Source organism: Streptomyces sp. NPDC101776 (assembly GCF_044766845.1).
Lineage (GTDB): Bacteria > Actinomycetota > Actinomycetes > Streptomycetales > Streptomycetaceae > Streptomyces.
In genome coordinates, this window is sequence record NZ_JBIWMV010000009.1 from 83,147 (window position 1) to 100,361 (window position 17,215).

Consider the following 17,215-nt stretch of genomic DNA (forward strand, 5'->3'; position numbering starts at 1 on the left):
CCTCTGCGGGGCCTGTCCGACCTGAGCCGCCGGACAGGCCCCGCCCTCTGCACAGCCGCCCTAACGGCCGTGCCGTCGACCGCCGTTGGTCGCACGACGGCGGACCGAGGCGAACAGGGCCGCCGAGCCGAGCGCCAGGGAGGCCGCGCCGCCCATGGCGAGATACGGCGAGTTGTCGTTGGCGCCGGTCTCGGCGAGGTCGGGTGAACTGCCCGCCGCCTGCGGCTCGTTGGCCTCAGTGGTGGCCCGGTCCGTCGCGGCGACCGGCTCCGCCGAGGTGCTCGCGTCCGCGTCCCCGTGGCCGTTGTGCTCGACGGTCGACTTGTCGGCACCCTCCGCGATCTGCCGGTCGGAAGGGGCGGAGGCGGTGGCCGCAGGAGTGGTGGGGGTGGCGGGGGTGGGCGTCGGCGTCGAACTGCCCGCCGTACCACCGCTGTTGCTGCCACCGCTGCTCCCGCCGAAGCTGACGTCCGAGCAGGAGTAGAACGCCTCCGGGCTGTCCGAGCGCTGCCAGATCGCGTACAGGAGCTGCTTGCCGGAGCGCTGCGGCAGGGTCCCGGAGAAGGTGTAGAAACCACCCGCGGCGACCGGGTCGGTGCTCGTCGCCACCGGGTGTTCCAGGTCCAGGTCCGCCCAGGCGAGCGGCTGTGCGGGGTCGTAGCCCGACTTGGTGATGTACACCTTGAAGGTGCCCTTGTGCGGGGCGGTGACGCGGTACTTGAAGGTGTACGAGCCGCTGCTCACGTCGGTCGCCGGCCAGTCGGCGCGGGCCAGGTCGAGGCCCTTGAACTCCTCGTTGTTCGCGCTGCACAGCCTGCCGTCCGGGATCAGCGTCTGGTGCTGCCCGTTCGCGTCGCCGATCCGGATGCCGTTCCAGTCGTAGAGCGCCTGGGTCCCACCGGCCGCGACCACCGCCCTGCACGCGGCCGACCTCGGGTGCTCCGGCCCCTCCGCGTAGCACTGCGCGACCCGGCTGACCGGGTCGCCCATCGAACCGTGCGCCGCCGCGGGCGCCGCGGCGAGCGCGGTCAGCGCGAGGGGGGCCAGACCGAGGACGGCGACAGCGGCGGCCTTGCGGCGTGCGGGCATGACGGACTCCAACTCCTCGGACGGTTCGCGGTGCGGGGACTGATCCCGTGGGGGTGATCAGAAGCTAGCCCCTGAAAACCGCGAAACCGCCTGCTGGAGAGGGGGGAGGGAGATCCTTATGGTCGCGTTAAGGCAGAGCTAACTGAGGGCTCAGGGAGAAACGGCTCCGCGAGCCCGGAGAGGTGTTGCGGATGAGTGGGCCGGAAGAGGTTCGCGCGGCCGTCGCCACCGACGTGCCCGTCGTCAAGGCCGTGACCGACATGGCGTACCGCCACTACATCGCGCGCATCGGTGTGGTGCCGCAGCCCATGGAGGCGGACCATACGGCGAATGTGGCCGCCGGACGGGTGTTCGTGACGGGCGACCCCGTGATCGGACTCGTGGTGATCGAGGAGCGCGACGATCACCTGTTCCTGGACAGCATCGCCGTCCACCCCGAGGCGCACGGCAGGGGCGTCGGACGGCTGCTCCTGGGCTTCGTGGACGCACGCGCGCGTGAGCTCGGGCTGCCGGAGGTCAGGCTCTGCACGAACGCGCTGATGTGGGAGAACCAGGAGATCTACCCGAAGTTCGGGTACGAGGTCGTCGCGCGGCGCACGGACGGGCCCTACGACCGCGTCCACTACCGGAAGCGGCTCGACCGACCGGTGCCGGACCGGGCTCAGCCGTCCGGCCACCAGGTGCGGGCGATGTCCTTTCGGACCTCGGGGCGCTCGGCGGGGCGCTCGTCGGCCTCGTCCCGCACACGGCGGGTGTCCGACTTCCTCAGGGGCTTCTGCACGGTCACGCGGCGCATGGCTGCCTCCTTGTGTCCACCCGGGTTCGTGTTCTCACGAGGTGGACCGTTCCCGGGAGGGTGACTCATCGGCGCGGGTCTGTCTGTGGCGGCTGTCACGATTGGACTGTCAGTGGTGGGTGTCACGCTTGGCGCATGAGTGAATCTGTAGCGAACTTCGACTGGGACGCGGAGGCCGCCGCCTTCGACGAACAGCCTGATCACGGCCTGCGCGACCCGGAGATCAGGCGGGCCTGGGCCGACCGGCTGCGTACCTGGCTGCCCGCCGGCGCGGCCGACGTCCTCGACCTCGGCTGCGGCACCGGCACCCTGTCGCTCCTCGCGGCCGAGCAGGGCCACCGCGTCACCGGTGTCGACCTCTCCCCGGCGATGATCGACCTCGCCCGCGCCAAGCTGGCCGGCCGTGACGCGGCGTTCCTCGAAGGTGACGCGACGGCGCCACCGGTGGGCGAGCAGCGCTTCGACGTCGTCCTCGTCCGGCATGTGCTGTGGTCGCTGCCCGACCCCGCCCGGGTCCTGCGGCACTGGTGCGACCTGCTGCGCCCCGGAGGCCGGCTCGTGCTGATCGAGGGCCGCTGGGGCACGGTCAGCCCGGTCGGCATACCCGCCGACCGCCTCACCGAGCTCCTGGCACCCCTGGTGTCCGGCACCGGGCACGTGCGCGTGGAGCGGCTGTCCGAGGACCCGCTGCTGTGGGGCGGACCCGTGGCCGACGAGCGGTACGCGGTGGTGGCCGTGCCGTAGCCCGGCCCGCCCGCATCGCACCGACAGCGAGCCGAACGTCACTCCAGCAGCGCGTCGAACCCGCCCTCACGGGCCAGCCGCTCCAGCTCGTCGAGCGCCGCCACGGCCGCCGCCGCGGCCGCGGGGTCCGACTCGGCCAGCCCGCTCTCCGCGAACTCGTCCTCGTCCAGGCGCCGTACGTCCCTGCCGTCCGCGGATCGCCACAGGTCCAGATCGAGATCCTCTACGACGAGTTCGGCACCGGAGAGCGCGGCGGGGCGGGTGACGTCGCAGTACCAGCCCTTCAACTCCCCGGCGCTGTCCCGCACTTCCTTCACCGCGTACCAGCGGTCCCGCCAGTAGTACTCGGTGAACACGTCACCGCGCTCGAAGCGCACGAAGCCGAAGTCGCGGACGCCGTCACCGGCCCACGGGGCGCGGACGGCGAGGCGGACACCGTCGTCGAAGAGCAGCTCCGCCGCGTAACGGATCTTCGTACGGCCCGCCTTGACGAGGACGACGTCCAACTGACGGGTGGGATCAGGTGAGTTCACTGACATAGCGCACCTCCGAGGCGCAGATCTCGTAGCCGAACCACTTGTTGATCGCGAGCATCGGCCCGTTGCCGGTGTCGTTGCCCGTGAACGCCTCCGTGTATCCGGCGGCGCGGGCGCGGTGCAGCGAGTCGTTCTTGGCGAGCTTGGCGAGGCCCCGGCCGCGGTGGGCGCGGGCGGTGCCGGTCATGGCGGTGAAGTAGCGCGTGCCGCCGTCCGCGCGGACCGCGCTGAACGCCGCCGGGCGTCCGTCGACGACGGTCACGGACGTCAACTCGGCGCTGAACAGGGGGTGTCGCCAGTTCTCGTCCAGCCAGGCCTCGTAGTCGCTGAACTCGGTGTCGATGTCGCTGGGTTCGTCCAGCGACGCCTCCGCGTCCAGGGCGAACAGGGGGCGTGGGTCGTCGGAGAAGGCCGAGCCCGGACGGATCTCCACACCGGGCGGCGGGTCCTGGAGCGGAGGCAGGGTGCCGTGCGCCAGGTCCAGGCGGAGGAAGCGCGCGGAACGGCTCGCCGTATAGCCGAAGCGCTCGGCGAAAGCGCGGTTCGCCGGTGTGTCCAGGACCCAGGAGAGGAGCCGGGTCGCGCCCGCGCCGGCCAGGTGTTCCTCGGCGGTGCGCACCAGGAGTCCGCCCGCGCCACGACGGGTGTGCTCCGGGTGCACATGCACGTTGACGAAGCCCTGGCCCGGCTCCGGGCTCTCGTAGGCGATGCCCACCTGGGCCGTGCCGATGATCTCGCCGTCCTCCTCCGCGACCAGCCTGCGCAGCCTGGCCTCCGGATGGGCGTGGGCGATGTCGAAGGCGACGGACTCCGGGGTGAACACCATGAAGGGGAGGGCGAGGTGGCGCACCTGGACGAAGCCGTCCAGGTCGGCCGGGACGTCGGGGCGGAGGTCGCGCACGATCACGGTCATGGGGTCGCACGCTACGGCGGAGCCGTGCGGGCGTGCCTCCCATTTTCCGGGGGGCGCGTCCGTCGCCGGGTGCGGGACAATCGGGCCGTGACCCTGAAGATCCACATCGATGACAGCGCCGCGCCCTACGAGCAGATCCGCGCCCAGATCTCGGAGCAGGCCCGGTCCGGAGCACTGCCGGTCGGTTACCGGCTGCCCACGGTGCGCGGGCTGGCCGAGTCGCTAGGCCTCGCCGCCAACACCGTCGCCAAGGCGTACCGGGCCCTGGAGACGGACGGGGTGATCGAGACGCGGGGCCGCAACGGAACGCTGATCGCTGCCGCGGGTTCGGCGGCCGAGCGTGAGGCGTCGTTGGCCGCACAGGCGTACGCCGAGAAGGTGCGGCGGTTGGGGTTGTCGGAGGGGGATGCGGTGGCTGCTGTGCGGGATGCCCTGCGGGCGGCTTACGGGGAGGGGTGAGGCGGGTTCGGCACCGCCGTGAAGCGCTGTTGTGGCTGGGCGCCGTTGCGGCGGAGACAGACGACCGGCAGTTGCGGAGTCGGCGCCTACAAGTACAACCCCGCGTCCGCCCCCTCCCGCTGGTCCGGTACCGATGTCGGCTGGGTGCCCCGGCGCAACGCGTACAGCTCCGCCAGGGTCGCGCCCTCGCGGCCGACGCCCTCCTCCGTGCCGAGCCAGTTCACCGCCTCCTTGCGGGTGAGCGCGCCGACCTCGATACGGGCCAGACAGCGGCCGGGGCGGACCACGGCGGGGTGGAGGCGCTCCAGGTCCTCGTTGGTGGTGACGCCCACCAGGACGTTGCGGCCCTGGCCGAGCAGTCCGTCCGTCAGGTTCAGCAGCCGGGACAGGGCCTGGCCCGCCGTGTGCTTCGCCTCGCCGCGGATCAACTCGTCGCAGTCCTCAAGGAGAAGGAGCCGCCAACGGCCCTTGCCCGTCGAGTCGTCCTCGCCGATCGCGATGTCCATCAGATAGCCGACGTCACTGAACAGCCGCTCCGGATCCAGTACGCAGTCCACCTGACACCAGTCCCGCCAGGAACGCGCCAGCGTGCGCAGCGCCGAGGTCTTGCCGGTGCCCGGCGGGCCGTGCAGCAACAGCAGCCGGCCCGCGATGTCCTCCGGCGTCGTCTTCATCAGGGTGTCCATCGCATCGGCCACCGGCCCCGTGTAGTTGGGGCGCACCTCGTCCCACGTACCCGCCGAGATCTGCCGGGTCGTACGGTGCGGACCGCGCCGGGGGGAGACGTACCAGAACCCCATCGTCACGTTCTCCGGCTGCGGTTCGGGCTCGTCGGCCGCGCCGTCGGTCGCCTGCTCCAGGACCTTCTCGGCGAGTTCCTCGCTGGTCGCGGTGACCGTGACGTCGGCGCCCCGGTTCCAGCGGGAGATCAGCAGGGTCCAGCCGTCGCCCTCGGCCAGCGTCGCGCTGCGGTCGTCGTCGCGGGCGGCGCGCAGCACCCGGGCGCCCGGTGGGAGCAGGGTCGCCCCGGACCGTACGCGGTCGATGTTCGCCGCGTGCGAGTACGGCTGCTCGCCCGTCGCGAAGCGGCCGAGGAACAGCGCGTCGACGACATCGGACGGGGAGTCGGAGTCGTCGACGTTGAGCCGGATCGGCAACGCGTCGTGCGGGTTGGTGGACATGGGGCCATGATCCGGCACGACGACGCCGTGTGCACCCGCTTTCCGGAGTGCGCCCCCGAGTGTCGGTTCCGCCCGGTCCATCCGATGTGTCCGCTCCGTGTCCGCCGTGTATCACCTTCTCCCTGTTACAAGGCTGTGTACGCGGAGACCTGCCCCACCACCCGGACCCGACGTTAGTGTTGTCCTTGATGGGACGTCATGGGTGGAATTCGGGGGCACTGCGGTGGCGGCTCACCGCGCTGCTCGGCGTGGGTGCAGCCGCACTGGCTCTGATCGTGACCCTGATCAACACGCTTCCCGGCGGCGGAAGCACCGCGGGCACCTCACGCGACGGCGACAAGGTGCACGGCACCCCGGCGACCCCGCCCGACGAGGACCGGCCCGAGGTCGGCTGGGGCTTCACCCATACCCAGTACAGCGCCGACGAGGGCAGCGACACCGCGACCGAGCGCGTCGAGGGGCTGCTGGCGAAGTCCCAACTGCCGCAGGACCAGGCCATCATGGGCTGGGGCGCCGACAACCCCGAGCCGGTGAAGGGGCGTTACGACTTCGGCGCCCTGGACCGCCGTGTCGACTTCGTCCGCGAGTCCGGCGGTACGCCCGTCATCACGCTGTGCTGCTCCCCGGACTGGATGAAGGGCGGCAAGTCCGGTGTGGGCAACACCGATTGGAGCCAGGCGTCGCTGGAGACGGCCCCGAAGCCGGACCACTACGCCGACTTCGCCGCGCTGGCCGCGACGGTCGCCAAGCGGTACCCGGACGTCACCCACTTCATGGTGTGGAACGAGTTCAAGGGCTTCTGGAACAACACCCAACAGCGCTGGGACTACGAGGGCTACACCAGGCTCTACAACCTGGTCTACAAGGCGCTGAAGAAGGTCAACCCGAAGATCATGGTCGGCGGTCCCTATCTGGTGATGGACAGCGTCGACCCGCGCGACGCGAACGCCTCCAGCACCTTCAAGGGCACCTGGGGCGCGATGGACCAGCGGAGCATCGACGCCTTCGACTACTGGAACAAGCACAAGGCCGGCGCGGACTTCGTGGTCGTCGACGGCTCCAGCTACACCAACGACGACGAGCTGCTGCCGAACGAGTTCGGGGCCACCGACAAACTCACCGCCGTGAGCGAGTGGGTCCGGGAGCAGACGCACGACCTGCCGCTGTGGTGGGCCGAGTACTACGTCGAGCCCGCCGACGGCAACGACGACCGCAAGGGCTGGTCCGAGACCCACCGCGTCGCCGTCCAGGCCGCCGGTCTGATCGCCATGGCCAAGGGCGGCGCCACTTCCGGCTTCTACTGGAACCCGGAGGACGAGAGGGGCGCGAACTGCGCGGGCTGCCTGTGGACCCCGACCGACAGCTCCGACGGCGGGCGCCGACTCCCCATGTACGAGCTGATCTCCCGCTTCGACGCGGCCTTCGGGCCCGGCACGAAGTACGAGACGGTGTCCGTTGCCGCCGACGACGTGCCCAACGTCAAGGTCCTCGCCACCGACAAGTCCGTCCTGGTCGTGAACACCCTGGACCGGCAGATCACCGCGAAGGTCGACGGGCAGCAGTTCGACTTGGCGGCCTACGGGGTCAAGTGGCTGACACGCTGAGCCACCTGACCCCGTAGCGCCTGGCTACTTCATCGTCAGGAACCGTTGCACCAACGAGGCCAGCAGCACCGCCAGCAGGGGCAGCGAGAACCAGAAACTGCTCTGCAGCCACCGCAGTTGACGCACGCTCGGCCGCACCGCGACCCGGACGACCTCGCGGGCCGTCAGCATCAGGATCAGGGCGAGCGCGGCGAGTGCGCCGACCACCGACCACGGTGTCCAGGTGATCTGCGGTCCGATCGGCCCGGGATCGGGCTGGGGGACCGCGCCGGCCGGCTGCTCGCGCAGCGCGTACATGGTGACGTCCGCGTTGACGAGGACCTTCTTCAACTCCTGCCGGTTGTCCAGGTGTTGGATGAGCCGGGACTCCCAGGTCGCCGAGTAGCCCGCGTCCATCTGGAGCGAGACGACCTGGCTCTTGTTGAGCATCAGATACGAGTTCGGGCCTGCGTCCTTGAGCGCCTTGACCAGACCGGACACCAGCACCGGGTCCGAAGGGGCCAGCGTGGGAACGTAGTTGACCCGTTCCATGTCCTTCGCGCCCCACGGCATGGCCGGCGTCACGTCGTTGACCGTGTCGTCGGTCAGCCACAGCAGCCGTACGGTCGGCCTGTCGTGGGCGTACACGTAGTTCATGGCCGCGACCTCGCCGGGCCGTACCCGCTCAAAGCCCTCGTTGCCCCAACGGGCCACCAGGAAGCCGCTCATGAGCAGCAGACCCGCGAGCAGCGCGGCCAGCGGGGCGAGGCTCATCCGGTCCTTCTCGCGCTCCTTGGCGGTTGCGCCGGTGCGCGGGAAGAGGGCGAGACCCGCGAGCAGGGCCGCGCCCGGCACCGCGAACATGAAGACCCGCAGCGCCATCTCACCGCCGTAGGACTGCATGCCGAAGCCCAGGAACGGGACGAAGGTGAGGACGAGGAGGGAGCGTTCGCGGTACTTGTGGTCGCGGCGGCGCCACCAGCCCCAGCAGGCGAAGGCCATGACGCCGCCGGCCAGCAGGACGCGGGTGTAGAGGACCAGCTTGTGGGTCGAACTGCCGCCCTGGATACGGCCGGAGACGGACGTCGAGACATTGCTGCCGACGCCGCCGACCCCGCCGAACAGGTCGTTGAAGTGTCCGGACCAGTACGGCTCGGCCATGAAACCGAGCCAGACCGCGACCAGTACCCCGAACAGGATGGGCAGACCGCGCAGTTCGGAGCGGCCGATCAGGACCAGGACCGTGAGCACGCCCAGCATCACGAACGGCGTGAGCTGGTGGGCCGGGACGCTCGCCGCGAACAGGCCGATCAACACCAGGAGCAGGACGGCCTGTTGACGCCGGTCGGTCGGTTCCACCTCCGCCTCGCCCGGGCGGATCCTCGTCCACAGCACCCCCGGCGCCCGGAACCAGACCAGGAGGATCGCCACGAAGGCCAGATAGAGAAGGAAGGTGAAGCCCTGTGGGGAGAAGTAGTCCTGGCCGACCCAGCCGCTGAGCACGAAGATCCAGATGCCGGTCCACTTCGCCCGCCAGCTCGCCCGCAGCGAACGCACCAGGAGGAACATCGGTGCCAGATAGGCGAGTTGGATGGCGGTGGGCCACCAGCGGATGACCTCGGTCCAGTCGGTGACCCCGCAGGCCTTGCCGACGAACGCGGCCACCGCGAAGAAGCCGGGCCAGCTCCAGCGGGCGTCCAGGTCGGGTACGGCCGACCCGGTGCGGTCGATGTAGTCGATGAACCCGAGATGCTGCCAGGCCGTCGGGAAACGCGGCTCGGGCTCGATCACCGCGGGCAGCGCGTGCAGCGAGACCACGGTCGCGAGCAGGGTGATCAGCAGCAGCGCCTTGTGCTCACGGCCCAGCCACAGCAGCGAGGCGAACACCGTGATCAGCAGCGCGGCCCCGACCAACGTGGGCAGCGGCAGCACCGAGATCAGGCCGAGCCCGCCCATGCGGTCCAGATCGGACTCGTCCAGCCGGGACGCGGGCACCCAGTACAGGAGCAGCGCGGCGACCAGCAGACAGCCCAGGACGACCCCGGGCCGGGTCGGCACGAGACGCTCACGCAGCGACAACGGGCGGGCGGGCGGCGGCACTTCGGCCTCCTGAGCCTCCTTCTCCGCCGCTTCCTTCCGGGCCTGCCGCCGTACGAGCGCTGCCTCCGGTACGACCACCCGGTCGGAGCCGTTGGGGGGCTCGAACGGCGCGTCCACCTCGGGTTCGGCGGACGGGCTCAGGGATGCCTCCGAGCCGGGCTCCCTCCCCCACGCTCGAACAACCTCGCGCGGGGGGACCCCCATCTCCACCGGCAGCCCGACGATCTCGGACCGCTTGATGCCGAGTGCCCAGGTCGGACGCTGATCGCCGGACACGATCGGGGTGCCGGTGGGCGGGGTGCCGGGGCCCGGCCGTACGTCCGGCCGGCGTTCCAGGTGGTCGAAGTCGACGTGGATGCCGAGCGCGAGGGTGTCGGAGTCGAGCGCCCAGGCCGGACCGCGACGGCGCGGCGCGGCCGGGACGGTGGGGGTCCCCCCGCGCGAGCGAAGCCGAGCGTGGGGGAGCGTCCCCAGGTCGGCGAGGTCGCCGTCCGGAGCCGCGTCCTCGGGCGCGGCGGGTGCCGCCCTGAGCGTCCTGAAGAGTTTGGGCGCGGCGATCGTCACGATCACCGCGAGGCTGGAGATCTCGGCGACGCCCGCGCCGGTCAGGCCCATACGGGGGAGCAGCAGCAGTGTCAGACCGAGCACCAGGACGCACAACAGGCCCTGGAGCCAGGCGAGTCCACCGGTGCGGCTCTGCGCGCGCAGCACCGCGAAGTACGTCTCCATGACGACCCGCAGCAGCGCGCCCACCGCGAACCAGCGCAGCAGCGGGGTCGCCGCGTCCGCGTAGCCCGTGCCGAACACGCCCAGGATGTACGGGGCGCCGATGAACAGCAGCCCGCAGATCGGCAGCATGATCCGGGCCATGCGTTTGAGCGCGGCCCGGGTGTTGGCGGCGATGCGCGCCGGGTCGTGGGAGCCCTCGACGGTCAGTGAGGCACCCATGTTGATGGCGAGCAGGTTGACCGTGCCGCCTATCGTCGTGGTGATGTAGAAGTACGCGTTGTCCTCGGAACTGACCTGCGAGGCGATGATCACCGGCACGAGATAGACCACGGCGAGCGAGAACAGCGAGCCGGTGTAGTCCCCGGCGAGGAACCGCCCGATCTCCCGCAGCGTCGGCGGCTTCGCGTGCGCCTCGGTCGCCTTGATGTGCCGGGGCACCAGCCGCCGGAACACCAGCCAGCCGAGCGGCACCACGGAGAACGCGATCGCGGCGACCCAGGACACGAAGACACCGCTCGTGGCGAGCGCCGTCGCGAGCCCCACGAGCAGCGCCAGCTTCACCGCCGAGAACACGGTGTTGCCCACCGGCACCCAGGGCGCGCTGCGCAGCCCGGTCAGCACGCCGTCCTGGAGCGTGAGCACGTTCCAGGCGACGATCGCCAGGACGAAGCCGAGGCCGTTGACCGGCCCGTGCAGGAAGCGGTACGAGGGTCCCCACGCGTTCAGGGTCAGCAGGAAGATCGCGGCCCCGATCGCGACGACGACCGAACTGCCGACGTACGTACGGAAGATGAGCCGGCCGGTGGCGCGTCCGGCGACCGGGATGAAGCGGGCCAGGGCGCCGGTCAGGGTCACCGCGGTGAGCCCGGCGAGCAGCTTCATCGCGGCGATCGCCGCCGAACCCTGTCCGACGGCGGAGGCCGAGTAGTAGTGGGCCGCGATCAGCCAGTAGCCGAGGCCGAGCACCGCGGAGATCCCGGTGTTGAGCATCAGGGCGTAGGCGTTGCGGAACAGCGGGCTGCCGCCGGGGGACTTGCCCCTCCCCGGCAGGCGCAGACGGCGCCCCGGCTGTCGGGGCGGCTCGGTCTCGGGCGTTGCGGCCTGGGTGGTGGTGGTCGTGTCAGACACGGGAACGGCTGGCCTTCCGGCGGACCTGTCGAGCTCTGCGGACCATGGCGTACCCCTGGGTGAGGGCCCGGTCCCTGGCGAAGTTGCGGGCGATCGCACGGCCCTCGACGAGCCGCTCGAACTCCTCGACTCCCGTACCGCGGCGCACGGTTACCCGTCGCAGCGCGTACGGCCCCTGCTTGCGGCGGGCGAGGTCGTTGCCGACGGCGAGCGCCTGCGCGAACCCCGTCTCCCGCACCGCGACGCGCACCCGGCGGCTGGAGTAGCCGTAGGGATAGGCGAACGAGACGGGTACGGCGCCGAGTTCGTCGGCGACGATCTCCTTGCAGCGGACCAGCTCGGTGCGCAGGGTGTCGTCGTCGAGCTGGTCGAGCTGCGGGTGGGTGTGGCTGTGGCCGCCGATCTCGACGCCGGCGCCCGCGAGTTCGCGCACCTGGTCCCAGTCGAGCATGGTGTCCAGGCCGCCCCCGGTGTCGTACGCGCCCCGGATCCAGCCGGTGGAGACGAACAGGGTGGACGCGAAGCCGTGTTGCGCGAGTGCGGGCAGCGCGTGCCGGTGCACGCCCTCGTAGCCGTCGTCGAAGGTGATCAGCACCGGGCGCTCGGGCAGCGGTTTGCCCGAGCGCCAACTCGCCGCCAGGTCGGCGGTGTTGACCGGTGTGAAGTGCAGGTCGCCGAGCAGGGCCAGCTGTTCGGCGAACGCCTCCGGCGCGACGGACAGGGCGCGGGTGGCGTCGTTCGGGGCGGCGGCGATGGAGTGGTACATCAGGATCGGCACCGGTGCGTCACTCATGTCCGCCCCCCACGGTCGTGCCCCCCATGGTCATGCTCCCCACGCTCGTGTACGTCTCCTTCGATCCCCACCACCGAGAAGGTGACCCCGCCGCGCCGGGCCCGGAAGCTCCCGACGACATATCCGCCCGCCGCCGTGAACACCCCGGCGACGATCGCCCCCGCCCGGCCCGCGCCGCCCGGCCGGGCGAACACGAAGTCGCGCAGCCCGCGCACCACCCCGGCCGGCAGCACCCGGGTCGTGTACCGGCGTTCGGACTCAAGTCCCTTGTCGGCGCCGACACTTCGGGCCACCAGTGCCTTGGAGAGACCCTCGGCGTACGTCCGCGTACGGAAGTAGCCGAAGTGCTCGCGCACCTCCGGCACCCGGTGGTGGATCACCGCCCGGTCGTCGATCAGCAGTACCGCGTCGGGCCTGGCCCGGGTGAGCCGGATGCAGAGCTCCGTCTCCTCGCCGCCGAGCGGACGCTTGTCGCCGTCGCGGCCGATACCGGACGCGAAGCCGCCGGCCGCGGCGAAGGCCGTACGCCGGAACGAGGCGTTCCCACCGAGGACGTTGCGCACCCGGACCCGGCCCGGCGGCAGGCCCAGGTAGGTGCAGCCCACCACCCAGTCGAACTCCTCGGGGAACCACAGGGGCCGGCGGCCCGACGCCCAGATCGGCATCGTGCGGCCGCCCACGGCCATCACCTTCGGATCGGCGTACGCCTCGGCGAAATGCCGCAGCCACTCCCGTTCGGCCACGGCGTCGTCGTCGAGGAAGGCGATGACCTCGCCGTGCGAGGCGGCGATGCCGGTGTTGCGGCCCGCGGACAGCCCGCGCGGGCCCGCGTTCGCCAGCACGCGGACCTCGCCGGTCTCCTCAACGTCCTTGTACTCCCTGGTGAGTCGGTCCAGGAGAGCGGGGTTGTGGTCGACGACCAGCAACGTCTCCAGCGCGGGCCGTGACTGCGTACGCACCGAGGAGACCGCCGCGAGGATGTCCTCCCAGCGGTCCTCGGTGTAGACGCAGATCACGACAGAGATGTCGGGACCGCTCAAGACACCTCTCCCCGGACCGAGGTGAGCTGCGGGTCGGTTTTCCGGTCGAGACCGTCGATCATCGTGGAGTGCGAACGGCGGCGCAGCGCACGCCGGTTGGAGCGCTCCTTGAGGATCACCCTGAGCACCCGGATCCCGTCCCGCACGGCGCGCAGATTGCTGGTGCCGTGGATACGGAGGTACTCGTGGCTGGGGATCTCCTGCACCTTGAGACCGGCCTTGACCACCCGGATGTTGATCAGGGTCTCGATCTCGAAGCCGGTGCAGTCGAGGTCTATCTTGTCGAGGCAGTGCCGCCAGAACGCGTTGTATCCGTAGCAGAGATCGGTGTAGCGGGCGCCGAACTTGCGGTTGACGATCGTGCACAGCGCCCAGTTGCCGAGCTTGCGGATGAACGTCATGTCGTCCGTGCCGCCGCCGTTGGCGAAGCGCGAGCCCTTGGCGAAGTCCGCGCCCGAGACGAGGGCGGAGACATAGCTGACGATCTCGTTGCCGTCCGCCGAGCCGTCGGCGTCGACCATTACGATGATGTCGCCGCTGCACGCCTCGAATCCGGTGATCAGGGCATCCCCCTTGCCCTTGCCCTGCTGTTCGACGACCTTGACCCCGGGCCACAGCTCGCGGGCCACTTCGACGGTGTTGTCGGTGGAATTGCCGTCCACAAGAACAACCTCGTGTATCCACGCGGGAAGTGTCTTGAAGACGTACGGGAGATTCTCCGCCTCATTCATCGCGGGAATCACCACGCTCACCGGCGGTGTGATCGCCAGGTGAGAGGAGATCGGCCGATATGCGGCCGACATTAACGGATCTTGGCCCGATGTCGCTGGGCGCAGAACAGAACTCACGAGTCTGGTCCCTCTTGTCCGGCGGACCGCCCGCCCCTGGGCGGCCCGGCTCTGTGCTCCGGTTCGAAAGGGGGGTTCTCACAGGCGCCACGGACTAATGGATCTCCGTGCACGCGTGGTGAGCTGGCAAAGCTGGTCGACCCCCGAAAGACATGAAAGCCGGCCGCGCGGCACGACTCGCTGACCGGTACGGTCACCGAGCACGGCACCCCCCTACCGCGCCCCGCCCCGGAATCATCGCGGTCCTTGAGCCCTCCCCTAGAGCCGCTCAATGATGAACCAGTGCGGGTGAGATGTACGACGGTATTGATGATTGAACCTGTATGGCAAGGCCTGGAACGAAGCCTCACGTTTTTATTGGTTTGACCGTTACACTCCTTTGTCAGCCGTTGTACGGCGCCGCATATGCCGCACGAATACCGGCACGGCAATCAGACAACTGATCGCCGCCACCGCGATGATTCCGCCGTCGGACGACCACCGGTGCACGGCCAGCATTCCCTGGGCCACCAGCATGTCGACGACCACCGCGCCCGCCACCGAGACGAGGACGCGCGCGAAGGGATCAAGTCCGCGCAATATCGCGGCGATTGCCGCGGCCGGCGCGGAGAAAAGGAAGAACAGCGCGAACGGCCCGCGCAACGGCGATCCGGAGTCGGTGAGCGCGAGCACCGCGCCGACCGCCCCCAGGGCCACGGCCGCACCCGCGAGCAACGCCGACAGGTCCCTCCCCGGTCCTGGTCGCGCCCGCTCGGTGCCGGCGGTGGATGTTCTCTTGGTACCCAAGGTCTGCATTGGCGACTTTGCCCCCCAGCGCGCCGGATGCCGGACTTCAATGTGGCGCAGCCCGACCGGGGACGTCAAGACACAAAAGCCGCGCGTACCTGTTCTCGGGCATCTCCGTACAAATGTTCCCCGGAGGCGCGTGCTGCCTCCGGGGAAACGGATGTTCGGGTGGGGCGGGTGAGTGCTACGGAACGAGCTTCAGCAGCTTGTTCGGCGACCCGGTGCCCGCGCTGGTCACGACACCCGAAGTGGCGCCGTTCACCAGGGCCGTGGCGACCTGGGCCGGCGTGGACGAGGTGTGGCCCGCGAGATAGACGGCGGCCGCGCCCGCCACGTGCGGGGTCGCCATCGAGGTGCCCGACAGGGTGGCGGTGGCGGTGTCACTGGTGTTGTAGCCCGCCAGGATCGACGAGCCGGGCGCGAAGATGTCCAGCACGGAACCGTAGTTGGAGTAACTGGCCTTGGCGTCCGTGCTGGTGGTGGCGCCGACCGTGATCGCCGTGGCGACCCGGGCGGGGGAGTACGAGGAGGCGTTGGCAGCGCTGTTGCCCGCCGCGATGGCGTAAGTGACGCCGCTGGAGATGGAGTTGGCGACCGCCGTGTCGAGCGAGGTGGAGGCGGAGCCGCCGAGCGACATGTTGGCGACCGCCGGGGTGGTGTGGTTCGAGGTCACCCAGTCGATGCCCGCGATCACACCGGCCGTCGTACCCGAACCGCTGTTGTCCAGCACCCGGACCGCCACGATGTTCGCCTTCTTGGCGACGCCGTAGGTCGAGCCCGCGATGGTCGTGGCCACATGGGTGCCGTGGCCGTTGCCGTCGGAGGCGGTGGTGTCGCCGTCGACCGCGTCGTAGCCGTACGCGGCACGACCGCTGATCTGGGTGTGGGTGATCCGGACGCCGGTGTCGATGACGTACACGGTCACGCCGCTGCCCGCGGTGTCCGGGTAGGTGTACGTCCCCGAGAGCGGCAGCGCGGCCTGGTCGATGCGGTCCAGGCCCCAGGGCGCGCTCGACTGAGTGGTGTCGGTGAGGTGGACGCGCTGGTTCTGCTCCACCGCGGCCACCGCCGGGTCGGCGGCGAGTCTCGCGGCCTCGGTCGCGGAGAGGCTCGCCGTGTAGCCGTTCAGCACGGCGTTGAACGTCTTCGTGACCGTGCCGCCGTACTCCTTGACCAGCCCCTTGCCCGCGGCCGAGGACGCCTTGAGGCCGGCGCTCTTCTTGAGGGTGACGATGTAGCTGCCGTCGACGGCTGTGGGGGAGCCGGCGGCCAGGACCGTGCCCGTGGCCGGGGCGGCCTGGGCGGGGAACGCGGTGAGCCCGCCGACGAGGGCGGCCGTGGCCGCGCCGGTTATCGCGGCGAGCCGGAGCTTGTTGCTACGCAGGAGTGCCATTGCGAGGGAGTCCTCCTCCAGGCGGCGCGCGCCTGGGTCCGGCGCGCGACTGTGGGGGTGCGCACGCTGTCGCGCGCACAACCCTGGAGCGTTGCGTTCCGCACCAAGGCTGAGCAAAGCCTGGGTCATGAACCGGTCTGGTTCAAGGGAGTTGACGGCCTGTCACAGGGCTGTCATGAGCACGCAATCAATGACCCTGGCGAGCTCTCCATTGGCATGCACACTTCCCGGCAATGCGCGTAGTTGGTACGACAGTTGTGGCAGAGATCCTGCTAAGGGAGGTTCCATGAGACGTTCCCGATTTACGGCATACGTGACCTCGCTCCTCCTCGCCGCCGGCCTCGCCCTCACCGGGGCGATGACGGCGCAGGCATCCCAAGTCGCCGCCACCGGCGGCTATGTGGCCCTCGGCGACTCCTATTCCGCGGGGGTCGGCGCGGGCAGCAAGATCAGCTCCAGCGGGTCCTGCGACCGCAGCACCAAGGCCTACCCCTACCTCTGGGCGGCCGCGCATTCACCCTCGACGTTCGACTTCAAGGCATGCTCGGGCGCTCGTACGGGTGATGTTCTCGCCAATCAGCTCGGCACCCTCAGCACCTCGACCGCCCTCGTCTCGATCAGCGTCGGCGGCAACGACGCGGGCTTCACCGACGTCATGACGACCTGCGTCCTGCAGTCCGACAGCTCCTGCCTCACCCGGATCGCCACCGCGAAGACCTACGTCGACTCGACGCTCCCCGGTCTCCTCGACAAGGTCTACTCGACGATCAGCGCCAAAGCCCCCGCCGCGCACGTGGTCGTGCTCGGCTACCCGCGCTTCTACAAACTCGGCACCACCTGCCTCGGCCTCTCCGCGACCAAGCGCTCCGCCATCAACGGCGCGGCCGACTACCTCGACGCCGCCCTCGCCAAGCGCGCCGCCGACCACGGCTTCACCTTCGGCGACGTCCGCACCCCGTTCACCGGCCACGAGATCTGCTCCGGCAGCTCCTGGCTGCACAGCCTCAACCTGCTGAGCATCAGCGAGTCGTACCACCCGACCGCGGCCGGCCAGTCCGGCGGCTATCTGCCGGTCCTGACCGGCGCGGTCTGAGGTC

14 protein-coding genes and 1 pseudogene are annotated in these 17,215 nt (G+C 70.3%); 5 read left to right on the forward strand and 10 right to left on the reverse strand.

Annotated features, from left to right (window positions below):
* Positions 1-60: 60 nt before the first annotated feature.
* Positions 61-1,089, reverse strand: coding sequence for a lytic polysaccharide monooxygenase (locus ACIRRY_RS26785; protein WP_403977140.1), 1,029 nt, complete (start codon positions 1,087-1,089; stop codon positions 61-63).
* A gap of 191 nt (positions 1,090-1,280) precedes the next feature.
* Between ACIRRY_RS26785 and ACIRRY_RS26790 the strand changes: the two are divergent.
* Positions 1,281-1,727 (forward strand): annotated as a pseudogene (locus ACIRRY_RS26790) (GNAT family N-acetyltransferase); the annotation flags it as partial.
* Positions 1,728-2,020: 293 nt separating this feature from the next.
* Positions 2,021-2,629, forward strand: a complete 609-nt coding sequence (locus ACIRRY_RS26795) for a class I SAM-dependent methyltransferase (RefSeq protein WP_403977142.1) — start codon at positions 2,021-2,023, stop codon at positions 2,627-2,629.
* Positions 2,630-2,667: 38 nt separating this feature from the next.
* Here ACIRRY_RS26795 and ACIRRY_RS26800 read toward each other — a convergent pair whose 3' ends face one another.
* Together ACIRRY_RS26800 and ACIRRY_RS26805 are read right to left on the reverse strand one after the other, a co-directional pair.
* On the reverse strand, positions 2,668-3,168 hold the full coding sequence (locus ACIRRY_RS26800; RefSeq protein WP_403977144.1) for a DUF402 domain-containing protein: 501 nt from the start codon (positions 3,166-3,168) through the stop codon (positions 2,668-2,670).
* Positions 3,149-4,078, reverse strand: a complete 930-nt coding sequence (locus tag ACIRRY_RS26805) for a GNAT family N-acetyltransferase (protein ID WP_403977146.1) — start codon at positions 4,076-4,078, stop codon at positions 3,149-3,151. The genes ACIRRY_RS26800 and ACIRRY_RS26805 overlap by 20 nt, the downstream gene beginning before the upstream one ends.
* Before the next feature lie 87 nt (positions 4,079-4,165).
* Between ACIRRY_RS26805 and ACIRRY_RS26810 the strand changes: the two genes are divergently transcribed.
* Positions 4,166-4,537, forward strand: coding sequence for a GntR family transcriptional regulator (locus ACIRRY_RS26810; protein ID WP_403977148.1), 372 nt, complete (start codon positions 4,166-4,168; stop codon positions 4,535-4,537).
* Positions 4,538-4,623: 86 nt separating this feature from the next.
* Here the strand turns inward: ACIRRY_RS26810 and ACIRRY_RS26815 are convergent, their stop codons facing one another.
* Positions 4,624-5,718 carry a DUF5925 domain-containing protein gene (locus ACIRRY_RS26815; RefSeq protein ID WP_403977150.1) on the reverse strand — a complete coding sequence of 365 codons (1,095 nt, stop codon included), beginning with the start codon at positions 5,716-5,718 and terminating at the stop codon, positions 4,624-4,626.
* 188 nt (positions 5,719-5,906) lie between these two features.
* On the opposite strand from ACIRRY_RS26815, the gene ACIRRY_RS26820 reads away from it, so the two are divergent.
* The gene (locus ACIRRY_RS26820; protein WP_403977152.1) at positions 5,907-7,322 is read left to right on the forward strand and encodes a xylan 1,4-beta-xylosidase; all 1,416 of its coding nucleotides are present in this window, start codon (positions 5,907-5,909) and stop codon (positions 7,320-7,322) included.
* A 24-nt stretch (positions 7,323-7,346) separates the two neighbouring features.
* Here the strand turns inward: ACIRRY_RS26820 and ACIRRY_RS26825 are convergent, their stop codons facing one another.
* The 6 genes from ACIRRY_RS26825 to ACIRRY_RS26850 all read right to left on the reverse strand — a co-directional run bounded on the left by ACIRRY_RS26825 (position 7,347) and on the right by ACIRRY_RS26850 (position 16,118).
* A complete protein-coding gene (locus ACIRRY_RS26825; RefSeq protein ID WP_403977154.1) occupies positions 7,347-11,258 on the reverse strand; it encodes a lipopolysaccharide biosynthesis protein in 3,912 nt (1,303 codons plus the stop codon).
* Positions 11,251-12,051 carry a polysaccharide deacetylase family protein gene (locus tag ACIRRY_RS26830; protein WP_403977156.1) on the reverse strand — a complete coding sequence of 267 codons (801 nt, stop codon included), beginning with the start codon at positions 12,049-12,051 and terminating at the stop codon, positions 11,251-11,253. Before ACIRRY_RS26830 ends, ACIRRY_RS26825 begins: the two co-directional genes overlap by 8 nt.
* Entirely contained in the window at positions 12,048-13,091 is a 1,044-nt protein-coding gene (locus ACIRRY_RS26835) for a glycosyltransferase family 2 protein (protein WP_403977158.1), read from the reverse strand. The genes ACIRRY_RS26830 and ACIRRY_RS26835 overlap by 4 nt, the downstream gene beginning before the upstream one ends.
* Positions 13,088-13,939 (reverse strand): glycosyltransferase family 2 protein, encoded by an 852-nt coding sequence (locus tag ACIRRY_RS26840; protein ID WP_403977160.1) that lies wholly within the window; start codon positions 13,937-13,939, stop codon positions 13,088-13,090. The genes ACIRRY_RS26835 and ACIRRY_RS26840 overlap by 4 nt, the downstream gene beginning before the upstream one ends.
* 369 nt (positions 13,940-14,308) lie before the next feature.
* Positions 14,309-14,734: a hypothetical protein gene (locus tag ACIRRY_RS26845; protein WP_403977162.1), complete on the reverse strand. Its 426-nt coding sequence runs from the start codon at positions 14,732-14,734 to the stop codon at positions 14,309-14,311.
* Between the two features lie 175 nt (positions 14,735-14,909).
* A complete protein-coding gene (locus ACIRRY_RS26850; RefSeq protein ID WP_403977164.1) occupies positions 14,910-16,118 on the reverse strand; it encodes a S8 family peptidase in 1,209 nt (402 codons plus the stop codon).
* Between the two features lie 286 nt (positions 16,119-16,404).
* On the opposite strand from ACIRRY_RS26850, the gene ACIRRY_RS26855 reads away from it, so the two are divergent.
* Positions 16,405-17,211, forward strand: a complete 807-nt coding sequence (locus ACIRRY_RS26855; RefSeq protein ID WP_403977166.1) for an SGNH/GDSL hydrolase family protein — start codon at positions 16,405-16,407, stop codon at positions 17,209-17,211.
* Positions 17,212-17,215 lie beyond the last annotated feature (4 nt).

Bases quoted from the DNA above. Each gene is read 5' to 3' on its own strand.
- ACIRRY_RS26785 (WP_403977140.1), bottom strand. From the start codon at position 1,089: ATGCCCGCACGCCGCAAGGCCGCCGCTGTCGCCGTCCTCGGTCTGGCC.
- ACIRRY_RS26795 (WP_403977142.1), top strand. From the start codon at position 2,021: ATGAGTGAATCTGTAGCGAACTTCGACTGGGACGCGGAGGCCGCCGCC.
- ACIRRY_RS26800 (WP_403977144.1), bottom strand. From the start codon at position 3,168: ATGTCAGTGAACTCACCTGATCCCACCCGTCAGTTGGACGTCGTCCTC.
- ACIRRY_RS26805 (WP_403977146.1), bottom strand. From the start codon at position 4,078: ATGACCGTGATCGTGCGCGACCTCCGCCCCGACGTCCCGGCCGACCTG.
- ACIRRY_RS26815 (WP_403977150.1), bottom strand. From the start codon at position 5,718: ATGTCCACCAACCCGCACGACGCGTTGCCGATCCGGCTCAACGTCGAC.
- ACIRRY_RS26820 (WP_403977152.1), top strand. From the start codon at position 5,907: ATGGGACGTCATGGGTGGAATTCGGGGGCACTGCGGTGGCGGCTCACC.
- ACIRRY_RS26830 (WP_403977156.1), bottom strand. From the start codon at position 12,051: ATGAGTGACGCACCGGTGCCGATCCTGATGTACCACTCCATCGCCGCC.
- ACIRRY_RS26845 (WP_403977162.1), bottom strand. From the start codon at position 14,734: ATGCAGACCTTGGGTACCAAGAGAACATCCACCGCCGGCACCGAGCGG.
- ACIRRY_RS26850 (WP_403977164.1), bottom strand. From the start codon at position 16,118: ATGGCACTCCTGCGTAGCAACAAGCTCCGGCTCGCCGCGATAACCGGC.
- ACIRRY_RS26855 (WP_403977166.1), top strand. From the start codon at position 16,405: ATGAGACGTTCCCGATTTACGGCATACGTGACCTCGCTCCTCCTCGCC.